Here is an 18,892-nt window from a genome sequence, read left to right on the forward strand (position 1 = left end):
CGGCCGGCCCACCGACAGTCGGTCGCCGGGCGGTGCCGGATCGGTTAGCGTCGGAGCATGCCTATCCGTACCGCTTCCGCACGTTGGCAGGGCAACATCACCGAGGGTTCCGGGACCGTCCGCACCGGCAAGGGTGGACTGGCCGGCAACTACTCCTTCAAGTCGCGCTTCGAGGAGGGCGAGGGGACCAACCCCGAGGAGCTGATCGGCGCGGCCCACGCTGGCTGCTTCTCGATGGCGCTCTCCAAGCAGCTCGCCGATGCCGGCGCGACCGACACCTCGGTGGAGACCACCGCCAAGGTGCACTTCGACAAGACCGACGCGGGCATGAGCGTGACCCGGATCGACCTGGAGACCGTCGGCCAGGTGCCGGGCATGGACGAGGCCCAGTTCACCAAGCTGGCCGAGGCGGCCAAGGAGAACTGCCCGATCTCCCGGCTGCTCTCCCCCGGCGCCCAGATCACTCTCGCCGCCCGCCTCGCCTCCTGACCCACTACCCCGCCCCCACGGGCCGCACGCCGCAGACCGCACCCCGCGGACCGCACTTTCACGGAAAGAGTTGCCCATCGGACGCCGCATGGCCACTCTTTCCGTGAATCTGCGCGGATCTTGACGGGGCGGGGTGTGCGGGTGTCGGGGAGAATGGGCGCGTGGCGGTGGAGATGAGCCGGGAGCGCTTCGAGGAACTGGTCGGCGAGGCCCTCGACGAGGTGCCCGAGGAACTGCTCGGGCTGATGAGCAACGTGGTGATCCTGGTCGAGGACCACCCGCCCCCCGGCGAGGACCTGCTCGGCCTCTACGAGGGCCACGCGCTGACCGCCCGGGGCTGGGACTACTCCGGCGTGCTGCCGGACCGGATCCTCATCTACCGCCACCCGATCCTGCGGATCTGCGACTCGGAGGACGACGTGGTCGACGAGGTGGCGGTGACCGTGGTGCACGAGATCGCCCACCACTTCGGCATCGACGACGAGCGGCTGCACGCCCTGGGCTGGGGCTGACCGGGCCCGTTCGGCGTCCCCGCTCGGCCGATGGCCGCCGTTGCGCCGGTCGCCTACCTTCGGGGCAGCACACCCCGAATCAGGAGGAAATCCATGCGCAGCGCGCTGTTCTCCGCGGAGAACCTGGAGAAGGAGTCCGCCCAGCCCGGCATGCGGCTGCAGAACTCGAAGATGCTGAAGATCGAACTCAACGGCGAGGCGATGGCCCGGGTTGGCTCGATGGTCGCCTACCAGGGGCAGGTGCAGTTCCAGGCGCTCGGCTCGGGCGGCATCGGCAAGTTCATCAAGCAGCGGCTGACCGGTGAGGGCGTGCCGCTGATGAAGCTCTCCGGCCGGGGTGACGTCTTCCTCGCCGACCTGAGCAAGGACGTGCACATCGTCGACCTGGAGCAGGGCGACGCCCTGTCCATCAACGGCTCCAGCGTGCTGGCCTTCGACTCCACCCTGTCGTACGACATCAAGATGGTCGGCGGCGCCGGGATGGCCTCGTCGTCCGGGCTGTTCAACTGCGTCTTCACCGGTCACGGCCGGATCGCCATCACCACCAAGGGCACCCCGGTGGTGCTCAACGTCGACGCCCCCACCTACGTCGACCCGCAGGCCGCGGTCTGCTGGTCGGCCAACCTGCAGACCGGCTACCACGGGGCCGAGCAGCTCGGCCTCGGCACGCTGCTCGGCCGCAGCACCGGTGAGGCGTTTACCATGAGCTTCGCCGGCCAGGGCTTCGTGGTGGTCCAGCCCTCCGAGGAGCCGCCGGTGATGGGCAGCGGCGCCCAGCAGCAGCAGGGCGGCCTGCTCGGCGGCCTGCTCAGCTGACCCGTCCGTCGGTGGGACACCCGGTCCGGGTGTCCCACCGGCCTCAGCTCAGTTCGCCGGCCCGGAGCCCGGCCAGCCAGGCCGCCGCGTCGGCGTAGTCGGCGTCGGAGAGCCCGGCCGGCGCCGAGACCGGCCGATCACCCGCCCCGCCGGTCCAGCGGTGCCGGGGGTACGACCCCAGGAAGCGCACGTCCGCGCAGACCCGGCGCAGCCCCTGCAGGGCCTCGCCCATCCGCACGTCCGCCACGTGCCCGGTGCAGTCGAGGAAGAAGACGTACCGGCCCAGCGCCTCCCCGGTCGGGCGGGACTCGATCCGGGTCAGGTTGACCCCGCGGACGGCCAGTTCCATCAGCACCGACAGCAGGGCGCCCACCCGGTCGTGGGCGATGTAGACCGCCAGCGAGGTGACGTCGTCGCCGGTCGGGGGCGGCGGCGGGCCGGGGCGGGACACCAGCGCGAAGCGGGTCACCGCGTCCGGATGGTCCGCGATCTTGTCGGCCAGCACCGCCAGCCGGTGGCGGGTGGCGCCGATCGGGGCGCAGATCGCCGCGTCGTACTCGCCGGCCGCCGCGCCGGCCGCCGCCGCGCCGTTGGAGAGCACGTCGACGACCACCGCGTCGGGCAGGTGGTCCCGCAGCCAGTTCCGGCACTGGATGGACGCCTGCGGGTGGGCCGCGACGCTGTACACCGCGCCCAGGGTGGTGCCCGGGCGGGCGCCGAGCACGAACTCCACCGGCAGGATCACCTCGCGGGTGATCACCAGCGGGTCCCCCTCGGCCAGTTCGTCCAGGGTCACCCCGACCGCGCCGCCGATCGAGTTCTCCAGCGGCACCAGGGCCGCGTCGGCGTCCCCGGCCCGTACGCTCTCCAGCGCCTCACCGACGCTGCGGGCGGGCGTACGACCGCCGTGCTCGGCGGCGGGCACGGTGCGCAGCGCCTGCTCGGCGAAGGTGCCCTCGGGTCCGAGGTAGACGAAGCGGGTCGGCGGTGTTCCGGGCATGCCGACCAGCCTACGCACCGGGGAGCAGCTGGGTGCCGGCGTCGCAGGCCAACGCCCGGATGCCGGCCGGCGCGGCGGCCCGTACCTCGACCGAGCAGACGTCCGTCCCCGCGGTCACCAGCTCCAGCGCGTCCGGCCGGCCGCGGGTGACCACCTGGAGTTCCTCGTGCCCGGTCACCGCGAGCACGGTGTACTGCCAGCCGTCCGCGCAGAGCGGCCCCTCGGTGGCCCGTACCGGCACGTCGCGGGGGAGCACCGCGTCGCGCAGCAGGCCGGTCACCCGGTCGGCGGTGGGTCGGCCCGCGCACGGGGCGGCGACCAGACCCGGGGCGGGGCTCGGTGACAGCGCCCCGGGCGGCAGCGCGCCGAGGGTCGGGGTCGCCGCGGGGGTCGCCGTGGGCAGGGCGGGCGGAGCGCTGACGGCCGGCCGGGGCGGGGTCGACGGAGCGGCCGGGCGTCGCTCGGGCGGTGCGCCGCACGCCGCCGCGAGCGGCAGGGCGGCGAGCAGCGCGCCGGTGACGACCAGCCGGCGGTACGGGGTGCGGTGCGGTGCGTCAGGCGGCACGGACCGGTCCTCGGGGATCGAGCCTCGGAGCATCGAGACGGGTCGTGGTGGCCGGGATGGCCGAGCCCATCGTAGGAGGATCCGGCGGCCCGGTGAAGGTCAGCGCAGCACCCGGTGCCCGGCCCGTTCCAGCGCGGCGGTGGCCTCGGCGAGGCGTACCGCGGGCACCAGCACGTGGTCGGTGTCGTACGTGGAGAACGCCACCACGCTGACCCGGGCGGCCGCGAGCGGGTCGACCAGCGAGGCGAGGGTCCCGGTGACGGCGATGTCGAGCGGCCCGACGACGCGAAGGCAGCGCCAGTCGGTCTCCACGTCCGCCCCGGCCGGGGCGCGGCCGGCCGGGCAGATCACCGAGATCCCGTCGGCGGTCCAGGCCACCGTCACCACGTCGGCGTCGCCCGGATCCGCCCAGAGGATGGGCGACAGCGGGGCACCGGCGGCCATCCGGCACACGGCGTACTCCCCCGGCAGCAGAGCGACATCGAGCATGAGGGCACCTTACGGCGTCGGCGAGGGCTCACCCCAGCGTCGCGGCGTGCGGCGCGTGCCACACTTCACCGCAAATCAGACCTCGGAGAAGAAGGTGAGCGAGCCGGCGACGGAACCGTCGGTGAGCACCGGGGTGGAGATGGCGTCCACGGTGGCGTACGTGGTGTCGTCGCCCGCGGCCTGCACCCGCAGCAGCCCCCGGGCCAGCCGGCCGGAGTGCAGCGCGAGCAGCGGCGGGATCTTGTCGGTCTCCTGTTCGGTCAGCTCGTGCCGGGCGGCGGTGAAGTCGAGCAGCCGCAGGCCGCCGTCGAGCAGCGGCAGGCCGACCACGTCCTCGGGGGCGCCGAGGCAGAGCAGCTCGCACCCGGACGACGAGATCGCGACGACCTTGGTCTCCGCGTCGATCAGCAGGCAGGGCTCGTCGGCGTGGGAGACGGTCGCCGACCACTGACCGACGTTGTCGGACCCCTGCTCTGTCGGAGTCCGCGCGGCCGGCGCGAACACTTCCGAGAGCGAGAGTTCGACGTGGGCCACCGCGCCTCCTATGTACACCGACGGTCTGTCCACGCTAGCCGGTCGTTCAGACGGCCGCTCGACCGCGCTGGAGCCACCGGCCGCCGGTGACGATTTCGGATGCCCTGACCGGGCGGCCGGCGACGGCGCGGACCGGCGGGTGCTCGGGAAGCGCCCGGGCCGCGTGGCGTCGTCGGTGACGTTACCGGCGGGCGGCCGGCTTGTCAGCGGCCGTTCGGCCCTCGTCGTACCACCGGTAGTCGGCGGCCGGACGGTAGGTGCCGTTGAGCCAGGTCTGCGGCTGCTGCGCGACCCGGGACAGCTTCTCGGCAGTGGCCGGGCTGATCCGGTTGCCGCCAGCGACGAGGAGCCGGTCGAGCTCCCGGTGGGTCGCCATGAGGCAGTCCTTGGGCAGCCCGTAGACGCTGATGACGCCGGAGCCGACGAAGGTCAGCACCGGCGTCACCGGGATCGGCAGGCCGACCGCCTCGGAGAGCGCCTTGCTCGCCCGCTTGGCGTCCCGCCGGGCCTCCGCCACGTACGGCGGCCGCTTGCCGTTGATCTGGACCACGTCGCCGGCCACCAGCACCCGGGCCCGGCCGTGGTCGGCGATGCTCACCGCGAAGAGCCCGCTCGGGCCGATGGCGAGGAAGCCGGCCCGTTCGTCCTGGCCGTGGTCGAACAGCACGTCGGCGACGTCCGTGCGGGGCCACTCGATGACGTGCCAGGCGGGGCCGAGGTGCTCGAGCTGACCGAGTGCCCGCGCGCCGGCCGCCTCCAGGCGCCGGGCGCCCCGCTCGGCCCGGCGGCGACGGGCCCACTCCAGCGGGGTCGGTCGGGCCGGCTCGAGCGCCGACGGCGCTTCGGCCCGGGGATGCGGCACCGCGACGGGCGGCAGTGCCCGGGTGGGTACGGCTCGACGAGCGGGAAAGACAGTCATCGCGACCTCCGGCAAAAGGTCCCTCGAAGTTATGTCCTCGCTACCCTACGTTGCCAGTCCCTGGGTACGGCAAGGTGGAGCGCCGGAATGAGTGCGGATGAATGCCATATTCATCCGCTGTTCTTCCGCTGAACCCCATTCACATCTGCCCTACGCTGCGAGGGTGACCCACTACGTGGACAGCGAGGTCGGTCGGCTCGGCACCGTTCTGCTGCACCGGCCGGGGCCCGAACTCGCCCGGCTCACCCCCCGCAACAACGACTCGTTGCTCTTCGACGCTATCCCATGGGTCGGCCGGGCGCAGGAGGAGCACGACGCCTTCGCGGCGGCGCTGCGCGAGCGCGGCGTCGAGGTGCTCTACCTCGCCACCCTGCTCGCCGAGACGCTCGCCGTCGGCGACGCCCGGGCCGAGCTCACCGAGCGGGTGCTCCGGTCCCGGCGGCTCGGCGACACGCTGCGCCGCCGGGTCGCCGACCACCTCGCCTACCTCGATCCGGCCGCCCTCGCCGACGTGCTCATCGCCGGGCTGGCCCACGAGGAGGTCCGGATCACCGCGGAGCGCCCCGGCGGCCTGGTGTGGACGTTGATGGACCGGCACGACTTCATCATCGACCCGCTGCCCAACCTGCTCTTCACCCGGGACTCGTCACTGTGGATCGGCGACCGGGTCGGGGTGACCAGCCTGGCCATGCCGGCCCGCCGGCGGGAGACCACGCTGACCGACGCCATCTACCGCCACCACCCGCGCTTCGCCGGCACCGACTTCGTCTACCACCCCAAGCTCGAGCACCTGGAGGGCGGCGACGTGCTGCTGCTCGCCCCCGGGGTGCTCGCCGTCGGCGTCGGCGAGCGGACCACCCCGGCCGGCGCGGAGCGGCTGGCCCGGCAGGTCTTCGCGGCCGGGCTGGCGCACACCATCCTGGTGGTCCCGATCGCCCAGGAGCGGGCCACCATGCACCTGGACACGGTCTGCACCATGGTCGACGTCGACGCGGTGCTGATGTACCCGAACATCGCCAGCACGCTCTCGGCGTACACGGTGATCGCCGGACCGGACGGCGAGCCGCGGGTGGACGGCCCGGCGCCGTTCCTGCGCGCGGCGGCCGACGCGATGGACATCGACCAGCTCCGGGTGATCGACACCGGCCTGGACCCGGTCACCGCCGAGCGGGAGCAGTGGGACGACGGCAACAACACCCTCGCCCTCGCGCCCCGGCTCTGCGTCGGCTACGAGCGCAACGTGGAGACCAACGCCCAGCTGGAACGGGCCGGCATCGAGGTCATCCCGATCGCCGGCTCCGAGCTGGGCTCCGGCCGGGGCGGCCCCCGCTGCATGTCCTGCCCGCTGGTCCGCGAGCCACTCCACTCCACCCCCACCCCGTCGATCCAGGAGATGTCGCGGTGAGTCGATCTCCGTTGACGACGATGTGCCCTGGATCGACGCGGTGGGGCGGCCGGGCGCGGGGGGTCAGCGGAGGGTGAGCTGGCGGCCGAGGAGGCCCTGGCGGGCGCGGCGGCCGGCGGCGTCCAGCGGCTCCTGCTCCGCCAGCGCGTCGGCGTACCGCTTGGCGAAGCCGGACACCGGTTCCTCCCAGTCGGCCGCCGGGACGTTCTCGGGCAGGTCCCAGACCGGCGCCAGCCGGCCGTGCGCGCGGAGGATGCCGGCGAACTTCGTGCCCTCGCCGAGGGTGAGGGTGCCCGCGGCGGAGAGCCGGGACAGCGCGTCCAGCGCGGTGTCCTCGTCCTCCGGCAGCACCCAGCGCACGTGCGCCTTCTCCGGCACCTGGCACCAGTAGGCGGCCTTCGCGGCGGCCAGCCGGACCGTCGGGTAGATCGCCGCGTTCGCCCGCTCCAGGGACGCCTGGACGGTCGGGTCGTCTGCCGCGCCCGGATCGAGCCAGAACTCGAAGCCGTCGTGCATGGTGATCTCCAGCGGACCGTCCACCAGGATGTCCTGCAGGCGCGGGCCGGGGCCCGGCAGCGGCGGCACGGTGACCTGGCCGCCCGGCTCGGTGCGCAGCGCGCAGAGCAGCGCCTCGGCCAGGTCGCGGGAGACGTCACCGGACTGCTGGTGCCGCTGAAGGCCGATGAAGACCCGCCCGTCCGGCTTGGTCATCGCCGGGGCGGCCATCGGCAGCACGGTGGCCAGGGTGACCGGGCGGTCGCCGTACTCCTGGACCAGGTCGGGGGTGAGCCGCAGCGGCGCGGAGGCGGCCGGCACGAGCTCGCGCAGGGCGACCCACTCCGGCTCGTCCGCCAGCCCCTCGAAGGGGCGGGGGACGAAGACGTCCCGGACCTTCTCCCGGCGGGGGGCGGCTTCGACGACGCGCTGGTTCTTTCGACGCTTGCTCACGACGAGACAGCCTAGAGCCAGCGCCGCGGCCGCGTGGGCAGGACCCGCCCCCGTACCCCGGTCAGCCGGCCACGACCAGGTCCGACCGGCTGGTGCCGGCCGGGTCGAACTCCGCCCAGACGCTCTGGCCCAGGCCGTCCCGGTCGACCCCCCAGCGGCTGGCCAGGCCGGAGACGATGTGCAGGCCCCGGCCGTCCACCGCGTCCGGGCTCGCCGCCCGGATCCGCGGCGCGGCCGCAGCACCGCCGTCGGTCACCCGGATCGACACGCACGGGCCGGTGGGCGTGGGCCGCAGCCGCCAGGCCACCCGGACCACCCCGCCGGGCAGCGGGTCGGCGTGCCGCACCGCGTTGCCGACCAGTTCGGCCAGGACCGCCACCAGGTCCGCCAGCAGGACCGGGGGTACGACCTCGGCCAGCTCGTCGGCCAGCCGGTGCCGGGCCAGCCGCGCTCCGGTCGCGTGGTGGGGCACCACCACGCACCACGATCGTTCGACCGCTCCCGTCGACACCCCGCTCCTTCTTCCCCTGCCCCCGCCGGCCCGGCGGGTCATCCCCGCGGCAGCCGCACCTCTGCGACCGTACCGCCACCGCTCCTCGGTCGGAGGAATACCCATCCATTCTGCTGTTCAACGATCCGGCGGACGAGGTAGAGCCCGAGCCCGGCGCCGGGGTAGCCGCGCCGGTCCCCCGACTCACCCTGCCAGAACCGGTCGAAGGCCCGCTCGACGTGCTCGGGACGGATGCCGATCCCCCGGTCGCTGACCCGGAAGGAGACGGTCTGCCCGTCCGCCCCGGCGGTGACCTCGATCAGCGCTTCCGGTGGCGAGTACTTCCCGGCGTTGGTGCCCAGTTCGGTCAGCACGGTGGCCATGCTGTGCCGGTCGCCGAGCGCCTTCGGCAGGTCGGCCGGCACGTCGAGGACGAGCCGGTGACGCAGGTCGGCCGGGAGATCCGGCACCGCGGCGCGCAGCGCCTCGCCGAGGTCGAACGGGACGGTCGGGTCACCGGCGGGGCGGGCGTCGGTGGCCGAGGAGAGCAGCCGGTCGACCAGCCGGGCCAGTTCGTTGGCGCGCTGCCCGATCACCCGGGCGGCCAGCCGCCGGTCGTGCTCGGTCAGCGACTCCCAGTGGTCGGTGAGGGTGTCCGCGTACCCCTTGATCACGGTGACCGGGGTGCGCAGCTCGTGGCTGGTCACCGCGACGAAGAGGTCCCGGTCCTGGTCGCGGCGCTGCTGGTCGGTGATGTCCCGGAAGGTGACCACGCGCAGCGTGCCGGGGCCGGGCAGCTCGCCCGAGGTGATGGTGAGCCAGCGGCCGTCCGGCAGCCGGTGGTCGAGCACCTGGCCGGACGGGGGGAGCGGGAAGGGCAGCGGGTGGTTCAGCGCCTCGGCGCAGGAGCGGCCGGTCACCTGGGCGGCGGCCGGGTTCCAGAGCCGGACGTGGCCGTCCCGGTCGACCACGGCCAGGCCGTCGGCGAGCGCCGCCACCACCGGGCCGTCGCCGTGCACCGGCAGCCCGCTCTGGTCGCCGTACATGTGCGCGATGCAGGAGGCGAGGTAGCCGAGGGTGGCGTGCTGGACGGCGTCCTCCGAGTCGTCGCCGTCGGCGTAGAGGGCGTGCAGGCTGCCGACGGTGAGCCCGCCGATCTCGGCCCGGGCCACGATCATGCGCCGCAGCCCCCGGTCGGCCAGTTCGCCGGCGAGCGGCCCGGGGAGCCGGTCCACCCGGACCTGGCGGACCCGCGGGCCGGCGAGCAGGCAGACGGTGGCCGGGTCGGCGGCCGGCAGCGGGCGCCCGATGGTCCACTCGGCGGCGCCGCTGGCGGCGATGACCCGCCCGCCGGTCGGGGCGAACTCGACGAAGGCCAGGCTGGCCGCGCCGAGGGCGGACCGGGCCACCTGGAGCAGCTGGGTGAGGACGGGCAGCGCCGCTTCACCGGAATTGATCATCTCGATCACGGCGTTGTGGCCGGTGATCAGGGCGGCGAGATCGGTACGCTCCGGCATGTCCCGAGTGTGCCCCCTCGACCGGAGTTCGGGCACCTCCGCCCGGTGGGGCTCACCGGCCCAGCCGGGCCAGTGTCCGGGCCGGCCGGTCGGTGATCACGCCGTCCACCCCAGCGGCGAGGACCAGCTCCAGGTCCGCCGGTTCGTTGACCGTCCAGACGTACACCTGGTTGCCGGCGGCGCGCAGCGCGGGCACCAGCTGCGGGCGGGCCCGGACCAGGGCGACCCCGGGCCCGGCGATCCGGGTGCCGAAGGGCAGCCGACCGAGCCGCACCCAGCGGGGCAGCGCCTCCAGCAGCAGCACGGTCGGCACCGCCGGGGCCAGCTCCCGGACCCGGCGTACGGCCAGCGCGGAGAAGGACATCACGGTGACCCGTACCGGGTCGTCGGGGCCCGGCTCGGTGAGGCCGTGGCGGCGTAGCAGCGCAACCAGCTTCCGCTCGACGTCCCCGCCGTAGCGGGACGGGTGCTTGGTCTCCACCAGCAGCCGGACCGGCCGGTCGGCGGCCAGCACCGCCGCCAGCAGCCGCTCCAGGGTGAGCAGCCGGGTGTGCGAGTCGTCGAGCGGCTCGTCCGCGTCGGCCGGTAGGCAGCCCGGGTGCCAGGACCCGAAGTCGAGCGTCTCCAGGTCGGCCAGGGTACGGGCGCTGACCAGGCCCTGACCGTTGCTGGTCCGGTCCAGCCGGCGGTCGTGCACGCAGACCAGGTGCCCGTCGCGGGTCAGCCGGACGTCGCACTCCAGCCCGTCGGCGCCCTCGTCGAGGGCCCGCAGGTACGCCGCGAGGGTGTGTTCCGGGAGGTCGGCCGACGCGCCGCGGTGCGCGAAGACCAGTGGTTCGCCCATGGGTCGACGCTCAGATGACGCGGCCGGGCTGCCCGTCCCCGCCCACCACCGGGCGTCCGACGGCGGCCCACTGCCGCATTCCGCCGTCGACGTTGCGTACCTGCTCCCACCCGTTGTTGAGCAGGTAGCCGACGACCTGGGCGGAGCGCCCGCCGGAGCGGCAGATGACCGCCACGTCCCGGTCGGTGGGCACCTCGGCGAGCCGGGCCGGCAGCTCCATCATCGGCAGGTGGTGGGCGCCGGGCGCGTGGCCCGCGACCCACTCGTCGTCCTCACGGACGTCGAGCAGGTAGGTGTCGTCGTCGATCTCGGTCACGGGGACGGTGGGTACCTGGGGTCCGAACACGGGTACCAAGCCTAGATCCTCGGTGCCGATTCCGGCACTGGGCGGGCCGGTTTGATCGTCACAACCGGTTGACCCAGCGCGGATTGGCCGCGACCCAGTCGCCGACCCGCCCGCCCCGGACGGCGTCGAAGAGACCGCCGCCGCCGCTGTCCAGCACCACGTAGGAGATCTGGTCGATGGTCTGCGGGTACGACGGCACCTGCACCCCGCTCAGCCCGTCGGCCGGCAGCGACCGGAGGGCGAAGATCAGGTCCTCCAGGGGTACGCCGTTGGTGTCCACGGTCAGCGAGCCGCCGACCGCCCGCAGCACCCGGTCCAGCTTGACCGGGTCGCCGCGCAGGTTGGTCTCGCCGGCCCGGTCCAGCATCGCCCGCAGCAGCTGCTGCTGGTGCCGTTGCCGGTCGTAGTCGCCGCCCGGCAGGTCGTAGCGCTGCCGGGCGTAGTCCAGCGCCCGCGCGCCGTCCATCTGCTGGCAGCCGGGGGTGAAGAGGGTCCTGGTGTGGATCGAGCGGACCTGCGTGTCGACGCACATCCGGACTCCGCCGAGCAGGTCGATGACCCGGCGGAAGCCGGCGAAGTCGATCAGCGCCGCCCCGTCGAAGCGGACGCCGGTGAGCCGGGTCAGGGTGGCGGAGAGCAGCCGGGCGCCGCCCTCGCCACCGCCGCCGTGCTCGTACGCCGCGTTGATCTTGTCCTGGCCGCCGCCGTAGCCATTGGCGCCGGGCGGGATGGCGACCAGCAGATCGCGCGGGACGGAGATCAGGTACGCCCGCCGCATGCCGGCCGGGACGTGCACCATCAGGATGGTGTCCGACCGCTGGTCCGGCCCGTCCGTGCCGGCGCGCCGGTCAGAGCCGACGAGCAGGTAGTTCAGCCCCCGGGAGAGGTCGGTCCGGGACTGCCGTGCGTCGGGGGCGAGCAGTTGCTCCCGGCTGACCGTGCGGTCGTACCGGGCGGTCAGCGCCTTCAGGCCGACCACCGCGGCGGTGGCGAGCAGCACCAGGGTCAGGCCGACGCCGAGCAGGGTGCGGGGCCAGCCGCGCCCCCGCCGGTCCGGCGGGTGACCCCGCCCCCGGTGGGCCCCCGCTGACCTGGACGTAACGTCCTCCCCGTGGCCGTGACGTGAGGCTTACTCACGTCAGGCTACGGGCCGGTCACCCCGCCGCGGCCGGTTTCGGCGCAGCTGCCGGCCGGTCGCCGGCGTCACTTGCGGGTCGACAGCACGTTCGGGTTGGCGTACACGAATTCGGCCAGCTTGTCGTCCTTGACCGCCTTGAACATCGCCAGGGTCTGCGCGTCGAGCGTCTCGCGCTTGTTGGCGTTGCCGTGGAACGTTCCGCCGTTGGTCCGCAGCATGGTCAACTCGTTGGCGGTGACGCCGCGCAGGGCGAAGACGAAGTCCGGCACCGGGATGCCGCCGGTGTCCACGACGAAGGCCTTGCCGGCGGCCCGCATCAGCTGGTTGAGCTTGACCGGGTTGGTCAGCACGCCCTTCTCGGTGGCCTTGCGGGCCATCGCCTTGATCACCTGCTGCTGGTTCTGCTGGCGGTCGTAGTCGCTGTTCGGCAGGCCGTAGCGCTGTCGCGAGTAGTCCAACGCCTGCAGCCCGGTCATCTGCTGGCAGCCCTTCTTGTAGACCATGGGAGTCATCGGGCGGCCGGTCTTCTGGGCTTCCGTGTTCCACATGTGCTTGCCGTCGACGACCGAGGTGTGGATCGACTTCACCTGGTGGCTGACGCAGACCCGGATGGTGCCGAGCGTGTCGATGACGCTCTTGAAGCCGCCGAAGTTGATGATCGCGGCGCCGTCGAAGCTGACCCCGGTCATGTTCTTGATCGTCTGGGCCATCAGCTGGGCACCGCCCTGCCAGCCGCCGCCGTTGCGGGCGCCGAACTGGAACGCAGCGTTCATCTTGTCGGTGCCGCCCCGGTAGCCGCTCTTCTTGAACGCGGGGATCTGCGCCTCGGTGTCGCGCGGGATCGAGATCAGGTACGCCTGGTCGTGGCTGGCCGGGATGTGCAGCATGATGATGCTGTCGGAGCGGATGTCGTCCTTGGCCCAGTTCTGCCGCACGTCGACACCGAGCAGCAGCATGTCGATCGGGCCTTCGACGTTGGCCCCGCCCTCGGCGTCGGTCTTGCCCGCCCCGCCCAGCAGGTTGCTCTGCGCGATGTTGCCGGTCGCCTGGCTGATCAGCGCCTTGCTGCCGACGATGGCGATTCCGCTGGTCATCATCAGGACCGCGCCGAAGATCAGGGTGAGTCGGGCCCAGAGCGGGTCCTTGCGCATGGTGCGCTTCCGGGGACCACCGCCGCCCCGCCGTCCGCCGCGCCCGCCCTGGGTCGGGATCGCTGACGAGACCCGTGGCGTCGCGTCGTGCTCCTGCGACATGGGGCGGGGGCTGGTCTGAACCGGCATGCGTGCTCCAGCTCGATGATCGGGGGGCGGGGCACCACTTTACGGACCGCTCCCTGGCATTGGCGAGGCCGTCACCCGCTCAATTCTCAACTATTCCGACAGTTGTGCGCGGATATCATCCGAACGGACGAGCCGATGGGGCCGGTCGGTGGTTGGCGGCCGGACCCGGCGGCCGGGAGGCCCGGCCGCCGGGGAGGTTCAGTTCCCGCTGCCCGTTCCGTCCGCCTTCTGGTTGGCCGCCATCCAGGCGGCCATGGTGTCCGCGGACATCGCCTTGTACATCGCCAGCGCCTTCTCCCGGTCGGAGACCACCACCGACTCGCCGTTTTTCGTGTCGCTGCCCGAGTTCGGGCTGGTGACGAAGGTGAGGTTCTCGCCGCGCAGATTGCGGAACTCCATCGCCATGTCGACCAGCGAGAAACCGTTGTCCACGGTCACCGCGTCGGTGACCGACTGGAGAAAGGCGTTCAGCTTCTTCGGATTGGTGAGCGTGCCCGAACTCGCCGCCTTGTCCATCAGCGCGCGGAGGAACTCCTGCTGGTGCCGCATCCGGGCGAAGTCCCCCTCGGGGAACTGCTTGCGCTGACGGATCCAGTCCAGCGCCTGAGCGCCGTCCATGTGCATGGTGCCCTTGGTGAACTTCCGGTATGGCTTGTGGATCGAGGTGACGCTCCGCTCCACCTTCAGGTCCACCCCGCCGAGGGCGTCGGTGACCTCCCGGAAGCCGGCGAAGTCGATCGCCATCACATGGTCGATCCGGACGTCGGTGAAGCACTCCACGGTGCGTACCGCCAGCGGCAGACCGCCGAACGCGAACGCCGCGTTGATCTTCGCGCGCCGGCCGGAGTCGCAGTCCGCGCCGGCGTTCTCCGGAATCGGCACGTACAGGTCGCGGGGGACGGAGACCAGGTAGGCGGACTTGTGGTCGGCCGGGATGTGCATGACGATGATCGTGTCGGCGCGCCACTGGCTCTGCTTGTCCACCGGGGCGTCCGGGTCCCGCGAGTCGGAACCGACCAGCAGGATGTTGAGCGCGCCGTTGACCGCCTTGGCCGGCCGGCCGCCGGTGATCTCCGAGAACGGGTCGGTGCGGGCCAGGTCCTCGTTGAGGTTGCGGGCGTAGAACCACGCCCCAGCGCCGCCGAGCAGCGCCAGCACCAGCACCGTGATGCCGGCGAGCAGGCCGATCCGCCCCCACCGGGGCCGCGGGCCGCGTCGGCCCGACCCGCCGGGGCCGCCCGGCCCACCCGGGTCCTGAGGGGTGCCGGGCCCGCCGTGGCCGCCCGGTCCGCCGGTGCGGACCGGCGCCTCGTCGTACGGCGGGTACCACTGCGAGCCGGACGAGCGGGAGCGCCCGACGGCGCTCTGCGCGGAGCCGGGGACCGGGGCGCGTCCGGCGCTCCGGTGCAGGTGCGGGAACGGGGCGCCGGCAGACGATGTCGCTGACATGCGTCTCAGGGTACGTAGCGCAGTCGAGGGTTGCCTGAAGGCGAACGCCGATAATCCTCCCGCGCGCTGCGGGAGGAGTTACCCTAGCCGCTCGCGGAAGTGGTCGATGGTGCGTCGGAGGCCGTCTTCGGGCGCCACGGCCGGCTCGTATCCCAGCAGGTCGCGGGCGAGGGTCAGGTCCGGGCGGCGCATCTCCGGGTCGTCCGAGCTGCGGGTGACGTACGTCACGCGGGAGTCGCTGCCGGCGAGCGCCACGATCGTCTCGGCCAGTTGCCGCATGCTCATCTCGTGCTCGGTGCCGCAGTTGATCGGCCCGGTCTCCCGGGAGTCGAGCAGGAGCAGGATGCCGCGCACCAGGTCCGAGACGTAGCAGATCGAGCGGGTCTGGTTGCCGGTGCCGTGCACGGTGATCGGCTCGCCGCGCAGCGCCTGGGAGATGAAGGTGGGGATGGCCCGGCCGTCGTCGGGGCGCATCCGCGGGCCGTACGTGTTGAAGATGCGGACGATCGCGGCGTCCAGCCCACGGCTGCGGTGGTACGCCATGGTCGCCGCCTCGGAGAAGCGCTTCGCCTCGTCGTAGACGCTGCGCACGCCGATCGGGTTGACGTTGCCCCAGTAGGTCTCCCGCTGCGGGTGCTCCTTCGGGTCCCCGTACGCCTCGGAGGTGGAGGCCATCAGGAACCGGGCGCCGTCGGCGACCGCGCGGTCCAGCAGGTGCAGGGTGCCCACCGAGCCGACCCGGAGGATCTCCACCGGCAGCTTCTCGAAGTCCGTCGGGCTGGCCGGGGAGGCCATGTGCAGGATGGCGTCGAACCGCTCGGCGAGCGCCGGATGGTGGGTGGGCAGCCCCTCGGAGATGTCCGCCTCCACCAGGGTGAAGTGCGGGTGCTCCGCGAGGTGGGCGACGTTGTCCTTGGAGCCGGTCACGAAGTTGTCCAGCGCGACGACGGTGCACCCGCGCTCGATCAGGGCGTCTACCAGATGTGACGGCACGAAGCCGGCGCCACCGGTGACGAGGACGCGGTGACCGCTTTCGAAGCGTGGAGCTACCTTCATGCCGGTCAGCCTACTCAGCGGACCGGTCGTACGTCCTTCGGCCCGAGGCACTCGCGTGCCGGTCCGGCGTGGCGCGGGGTCCCCGACGCGACCGCGTCGAGGACCCCGTACCGGTGGTGGGCCGTCAGTGCGCTCCCGCGCCGGTGAGGGCGCGCACCTCCAGCTCCGCGTACTTCTCCTCGTCGTGCTCCTTGGAGATGACCGTGCCGATCCAGCCGCAGAGGAAGCCGAGCGGGATGGAGATGATGCCCGGGTTGGACAGCGGGAACACGTGCCAGTCGTGCTCGGGGAACATGGCCGTCGGTGCCCCGGAGACCACCGGCGAGAAGAAGACCAGCACCACGGCGGAGATCAGGCCGCCGTAGATGGCCCAGACCGCGCCCGAGGTGTTGAACCGCTTCCAGAACAGGCTGTAGAGGATCGCCGGGAGGTTGCCGGAGGCGGCGACCGCGAAGGCGAGCGCCACCAGGAAGGCCACGTTCAGGCTCTGCGCGAAGATCGACAACGCGATGGAGACCGCGCCGATGACCAGGGCGGAGATCCGGGCGACCGCGACCTCCTGCCGTTCCGAGGCCTGCCCGTTCTTGATCACGTTGGCGTAGAAGTCGTGCGCCAGGCTGGACGACGACGCCAGGGTGAGCCCGGCCACCACGGCCAGGATGGTGGCGAAGGCGACCGCCGCGATGATCGCCAGCAGGGTGGCCCCGCCCAGGTTGCCGCCGAGGAAGTCGATACCGAGCGCCTCGGCGAGCTGCGGCGCGGCGGTGTTGCCGGCCTTGTCCTGCGCGGTGATCGCCTTGCCGCCGACCAGGGCCGCCGCGCCGAAGCCGAGCGCCAGGGTGAGCAGATAGAAGGTGCCGATGATGCCGATCGCCCAGAGCACGCTCTTGCGGGCCGCCTTGGCGGTCGGCACCGTGTAGAACCGGATCAGGATGTGCGGCAGGCCGGCGGTGCCGAGCACCAGCGCGATGCCGAGCGACAGCAGGTCCATCTTGCTGTAGAAGGTCTTCAGCGCGTCGCCGGGTGTGTCGACGCCGTACCGCAGACCCGGTTCCAGGAATGCGCTCCCCTTGCCGGACGCCTCGGCCGCCTGGCCCAGCAGCGACGACAGGTTGAAGTTGAACTTCGCGAGGACAAGTACGGTCATCACCAGCGCGCCGGCCATCAGCAGGAACGCCTTGACGATCTGGACGTACGTGGTGCCCTTCATGCCACCCACGGTCACGTAGATGATCATCAGGGCGCCGACCATGATGATGGTGGCCACCTTGGCGGTGTCCGCGTCCATGCCGAGGAAGGTCGTGCCCGGCTTGATGCCGAGCAGCAGCGCGACCAGCGCGCCGGCGCCCACCATCTGGGCCAGCAGATAGAAGATCGACACCGTGATGGTGGAGACCGCGGCCGCCGTACGCACCGGGCGCTGGCGCATCCGGAAGGCGAGCACGTCGGCCATCGTGTACCGGCCGGAGTTGCGCAGCAGTTCGGCGACGAGCAGCAACGCCACCAGCCAGGCGACCAGGAAGCCGATCGAGTAGAGGAAGCCGTCGTAGCCGTAGAGGGCGATGATGCCGGCGATGCCCAGGAACGATGCCGCCGACATGTAGTCGCCGCCGATCGCCATGCCGTTCTGGAAGCCGGAGAAGGACCGGCCGCCGGCGTAGAAGTCGGTGGCGGTCTTGGTCTGCCGGCTCGCCCAGATCGTGATCGCCAGGGTCACCGCCACGAAGACCAGGAAGAGCGTGATGGTGAGGTTCCGGGCGGTGGTGCCGCCCGCCTCAGCCGCGAGGACCGTGTTCATGGGTCACCTCCCCCATCTCGGCGCGGATCCGGTCGGCGATCGGGTCGAGCTTCCGGTCGGCGTACCGGGAGTAGAGCCAGGCGATCAGGAACGTCGAGACGAACTGGAGCAGCCCGAAGATGAGCGCGACGTTGATGTGGCTGCCGAAGAGCTTCGTGCCCATGAAGTCCCGCGCGTACGCGGAGAGGATCACGTAGAGCGCGTACCACAGGAAGAACGCGATGGTCATCGGGAAGACGAAGCCGCGCAGCGCGCGACGCAACCCGGCGAACTCGTCCGACCGTTGTACGGCGAGGTACCGCTCAGCCGCCGACTCTGCGGGCGCGGACGCGGGTGTGTCCGTGGACATCTGTGGATCACCACCTTCACAGGCGTGGGGAGTTTCGCGCACGGTAGAGAGCGCGCTCCCCGCCGGGGAAGGCCGGGATCGGGGCCGGTCGGCGGCTGCGCCGAGCGGTCCGCTGGCTGCGCCGAGTGACCCAGGTCACTCCGTTGAGCGGTCGACGGCCGACCGCCGCCGGCGTCAGGTCAGCTCGTGGTACCGACCGCGGTAGTGCAGCAGCGGCGCGGTCTCCTCGGTCAGGTCGACCGCCTCGATGGTGGCCTCGACCAGCAGGCCCCAGCCGTACTCCCGGGCGGCGTCGAGCCGGCAGCCGGCCCACCCGCCGGCGTCGGTCGGGACCGGGCCGTAGGGGGTCTCGGTCCACGGGCCGGTGGCGAAGAGCCCGCCCGGGGAGGGGAAGAGGCCGGCGAACCGGTCGGCGAGCTGCCGGTGCGGCGGACCCAGCGGCGCCACCGCGAACCGGCCGGCGTCCTCGACCGCCGCCCACAGGTCCGACTCGGGGTCGATCAGCCCGAGCAGCCGGTCCGGCTCGCCCTCGGCCACCAGGGTGGACGAGACGGTCAGCCCGGCCGGACCGGGCGCCGTCCAGAGGGTCACCGGCGCGGCCAGTCGACCCCGCAACCGGCGGACCGGCGAACGCTGCCCGGCCGGCACCGCGAACGGGTCGGTGTGGTGGATCTCGGCTCCCGGCTCATGATTCACGTGAAACATTGTGCCGCCCCGGCCCAAGGCGCAGCCGAGGAAGCGGTCGTGCAGGTTCGCGTGGCGGGCGTGCGGGTGGAGCTTCCGGTCGTGCCGGTACTCGATCAGTAGCGCGAGTCGGGCCGGTTGGCACGGCCAGAGCGCGCCGCAGGCCCGGCAGCGCCACAGCGGCCGCATCGGCAGGTGCGCCCTGCTCACCACCGGTCTCCGGTGGTGTGCCGCGTATCGCCCGAGGGTCTCGGCGTGGCGGTC

General features: G+C 72.6%; 21 protein-coding genes. 4 read left to right on the forward strand and 17 right to left on the reverse strand.

Translation table 11 applies throughout. From position 1 onward, the window contains the following. The first annotated feature begins 57 nt into the window (after positions 1-57). The 3 genes from ACLQ2U_RS10175 to ACLQ2U_RS10185 all read left to right on the forward strand — a co-directional run bounded on the left by ACLQ2U_RS10175 (position 58) and on the right by ACLQ2U_RS10185 (position 1,817). Positions 58-489 (forward strand): OsmC family protein, encoded by a 432-nt coding sequence (locus tag ACLQ2U_RS10175; protein WP_425750320.1) that lies wholly within the window; start codon positions 58-60, stop codon positions 487-489. Between the two features lie 167 nt (positions 490-656). Further along, positions 657-1,001 (forward strand): metallopeptidase family protein, encoded by a 345-nt coding sequence (locus ACLQ2U_RS10180; RefSeq protein WP_425750510.1) that lies wholly within the window; start codon positions 657-659, stop codon positions 999-1,001. A gap of 93 nt (positions 1,002-1,094) precedes the next feature. Then, complete coding sequence (locus ACLQ2U_RS10185) at positions 1,095-1,817, forward strand: AIM24 family protein (protein WP_425750321.1); 723 nt, start codon at positions 1,095-1,097, stop codon at positions 1,815-1,817. 43 nt (positions 1,818-1,860) lie between these two features. Here the strand turns inward: ACLQ2U_RS10185 and pheA are convergent, their stop codons facing one another. The 5 genes from pheA to ACLQ2U_RS10210 all read right to left on the reverse strand — a co-directional run bounded on the left by pheA (position 1,861) and on the right by ACLQ2U_RS10210 (position 5,324). Next, positions 1,861-2,817 carry a prephenate dehydratase gene (pheA, locus tag ACLQ2U_RS10190; RefSeq protein WP_425750322.1) on the reverse strand — a complete coding sequence of 319 codons (957 nt, stop codon included), beginning with the start codon at positions 2,815-2,817 and terminating at the stop codon, positions 1,861-1,863. A 10-nt stretch (positions 2,818-2,827) separates the two neighbouring features. After that, positions 2,828-3,400 carry a hypothetical protein gene (locus ACLQ2U_RS10195; protein WP_425750511.1) on the reverse strand — a complete coding sequence of 191 codons (573 nt, stop codon included), beginning with the start codon at positions 3,398-3,400 and terminating at the stop codon, positions 2,828-2,830. Positions 3,401-3,481: 81 nt separating this feature from the next. Then, positions 3,482-3,871 (reverse strand): ACT domain-containing protein, encoded by a 390-nt coding sequence (locus ACLQ2U_RS10200; RefSeq protein ID WP_425750323.1) that lies wholly within the window; start codon positions 3,869-3,871, stop codon positions 3,482-3,484. Between the two features lie 75 nt (positions 3,872-3,946). Continuing rightward, the gene (locus ACLQ2U_RS10205; protein ID WP_425750324.1) at positions 3,947-4,405 is read right to left on the reverse strand and encodes a hypothetical protein; all 459 of its coding nucleotides are present in this window, start codon (positions 4,403-4,405) and stop codon (positions 3,947-3,949) included. Positions 4,406-4,586: 181 nt separating this feature from the next. After that, entirely contained in the window at positions 4,587-5,324 is a 738-nt protein-coding gene (locus ACLQ2U_RS10210; protein WP_425750325.1) for a hypothetical protein, read from the reverse strand. A gap of 163 nt (positions 5,325-5,487) precedes the next feature. Here ACLQ2U_RS10210 and ACLQ2U_RS10215 point away from each other — a divergent pair, with 163 nt between their 5' ends. Beyond that, complete coding sequence (locus tag ACLQ2U_RS10215) at positions 5,488-6,729, forward strand: arginine deiminase (protein WP_425750326.1); 1,242 nt, start codon at positions 5,488-5,490, stop codon at positions 6,727-6,729. A 63-nt stretch (positions 6,730-6,792) separates the two neighbouring features. Here the strand turns inward: ACLQ2U_RS10215 and ACLQ2U_RS10220 are convergent, their stop codons facing one another. The 12 genes from ACLQ2U_RS10220 to ACLQ2U_RS10275 all read right to left on the reverse strand — a co-directional run bounded on the left by ACLQ2U_RS10220 (position 6,793) and on the right by ACLQ2U_RS10275 (position 18,745). Beyond that, positions 6,793-7,677 carry a DUF5926 family protein gene (locus tag ACLQ2U_RS10220; RefSeq protein ID WP_425750327.1) on the reverse strand — a complete coding sequence of 295 codons (885 nt, stop codon included), beginning with the start codon at positions 7,675-7,677 and terminating at the stop codon, positions 6,793-6,795. A 61-nt stretch (positions 7,678-7,738) separates the two neighbouring features. Next, complete coding sequence (locus ACLQ2U_RS10225) at positions 7,739-8,155, reverse strand: ATP-binding protein (RefSeq protein ID WP_425750512.1); 417 nt, start codon at positions 8,153-8,155, stop codon at positions 7,739-7,741. 71 nt (positions 8,156-8,226) lie between these two features. Continuing rightward, entirely contained in the window at positions 8,227-9,684 is a 1,458-nt protein-coding gene (locus ACLQ2U_RS10230; RefSeq protein ID WP_425750328.1) for a PAS domain-containing sensor histidine kinase, read from the reverse strand. 52 nt (positions 9,685-9,736) lie between these two features. After that, the gene (locus ACLQ2U_RS10235) at positions 9,737-10,528 is read right to left on the reverse strand and encodes a glycerophosphodiester phosphodiesterase (protein ID WP_425750329.1); all 792 of its coding nucleotides are present in this window, start codon (positions 10,526-10,528) and stop codon (positions 9,737-9,739) included. A gap of 10 nt (positions 10,529-10,538) precedes the next feature. Continuing rightward, positions 10,539-10,874: a rhodanese-like domain-containing protein gene (locus tag ACLQ2U_RS10240; protein WP_425750330.1), complete on the reverse strand. Its 336-nt coding sequence runs from the start codon at positions 10,872-10,874 to the stop codon at positions 10,539-10,541. Between the two features lie 58 nt (positions 10,875-10,932). Then, positions 10,933-11,874 carry an LCP family protein gene (locus ACLQ2U_RS10245; protein WP_425750331.1) on the reverse strand — a complete coding sequence of 314 codons (942 nt, stop codon included), beginning with the start codon at positions 11,872-11,874 and terminating at the stop codon, positions 10,933-10,935. 203 nt (positions 11,875-12,077) lie between these two features. Continuing rightward, complete coding sequence (locus ACLQ2U_RS10250) at positions 12,078-13,292, reverse strand: LCP family protein (protein WP_425750332.1); 1,215 nt, start codon at positions 13,290-13,292, stop codon at positions 12,078-12,080. A gap of 198 nt (positions 13,293-13,490) precedes the next feature. Further along, positions 13,491-14,741, reverse strand: coding sequence for an LCP family protein (locus ACLQ2U_RS10255; protein WP_425750333.1), 1,251 nt, complete (start codon positions 14,739-14,741; stop codon positions 13,491-13,493). A 78-nt stretch (positions 14,742-14,819) separates the two neighbouring features. After that, the gene (locus tag ACLQ2U_RS10260; RefSeq protein ID WP_425750334.1) at positions 14,820-15,797 is read right to left on the reverse strand and encodes an NAD-dependent epimerase/dehydratase family protein; all 978 of its coding nucleotides are present in this window, start codon (positions 15,795-15,797) and stop codon (positions 14,820-14,822) included. Positions 15,798-15,921: 124 nt separating this feature from the next. Further along, on the reverse strand, positions 15,922-17,595 hold the full coding sequence (locus ACLQ2U_RS10265; protein WP_425750335.1) for a solute symporter family protein: 1,674 nt from the start codon (positions 17,593-17,595) through the stop codon (positions 15,922-15,924). Further along, positions 17,573-17,944, reverse strand: a complete 372-nt coding sequence (locus tag ACLQ2U_RS10270; RefSeq protein WP_425750336.1) for a DUF485 domain-containing protein — start codon at positions 17,942-17,944, stop codon at positions 17,573-17,575. The genes ACLQ2U_RS10265 and ACLQ2U_RS10270 overlap by 23 nt, the downstream gene beginning before the upstream one ends. 174 nt (positions 17,945-18,118) lie before the next feature. Next, positions 18,119-18,745, reverse strand: a complete 627-nt coding sequence (locus ACLQ2U_RS10275; protein WP_425750513.1) for a flavin reductase family protein — start codon at positions 18,743-18,745, stop codon at positions 18,119-18,121. Positions 18,746-18,892 lie beyond the last annotated feature (147 nt).

This window comes from Micromonospora sp. DT47 (assembly GCF_049844475.1).
Taxonomy (GTDB): domain Bacteria; phylum Actinomycetota; class Actinomycetes; order Mycobacteriales; family Micromonosporaceae; genus Micromonospora.

Excerpts from the sequence above, each read along its gene's own strand:
- ACLQ2U_RS10265 (WP_425750335.1), bottom strand. The coding sequence starts at position 17,595 with ATGAACACGGTCCTCGCGGCTGAGGCGGGCGGCACCACCGCCCGGAAC.
- ACLQ2U_RS10250 (WP_425750332.1), bottom strand. The coding sequence starts at position 13,292 with ATGCCGGTTCAGACCAGCCCCCGCCCCATGTCGCAGGAGCACGACGCG.
- ACLQ2U_RS10235 (WP_425750329.1), bottom strand. The coding sequence starts at position 10,528 with ATGGGCGAACCACTGGTCTTCGCGCACCGCGGCGCGTCGGCCGACCTC.
- ACLQ2U_RS10210 (WP_425750325.1), bottom strand. The coding sequence starts at position 5,324 with ATGACTGTCTTTCCCGCTCGTCGAGCCGTACCCACCCGGGCACTGCCG.
- pheA (WP_425750322.1), bottom strand. The coding sequence starts at position 2,817 with ATGCCCGGAACACCGCCGACCCGCTTCGTCTACCTCGGACCCGAGGGC.
- ACLQ2U_RS10175 (WP_425750320.1), top strand. The coding sequence starts at position 58 with ATGCCTATCCGTACCGCTTCCGCACGTTGGCAGGGCAACATCACCGAG.
- ACLQ2U_RS10255 (WP_425750333.1), bottom strand. The coding sequence starts at position 14,741 with ATGTCAGCGACATCGTCTGCCGGCGCCCCGTTCCCGCACCTGCACCGG.
- ACLQ2U_RS10270 (WP_425750336.1), bottom strand. The coding sequence starts at position 17,944 with ATGTCCACGGACACACCCGCGTCCGCGCCCGCAGAGTCGGCGGCTGAG.
- ACLQ2U_RS10185 (WP_425750321.1), top strand. The coding sequence starts at position 1,095 with ATGCGCAGCGCGCTGTTCTCCGCGGAGAACCTGGAGAAGGAGTCCGCC.
- ACLQ2U_RS10230 (WP_425750328.1), bottom strand. The coding sequence starts at position 9,684 with ATGCCGGAGCGTACCGATCTCGCCGCCCTGATCACCGGCCACAACGCC.
- ACLQ2U_RS10260 (WP_425750334.1), bottom strand. The coding sequence starts at position 15,797 with ATGAAGGTAGCTCCACGCTTCGAAAGCGGTCACCGCGTCCTCGTCACC.
- ACLQ2U_RS10200 (WP_425750323.1), bottom strand. The coding sequence starts at position 3,871 with ATGCTCGATGTCGCTCTGCTGCCGGGGGAGTACGCCGTGTGCCGGATG.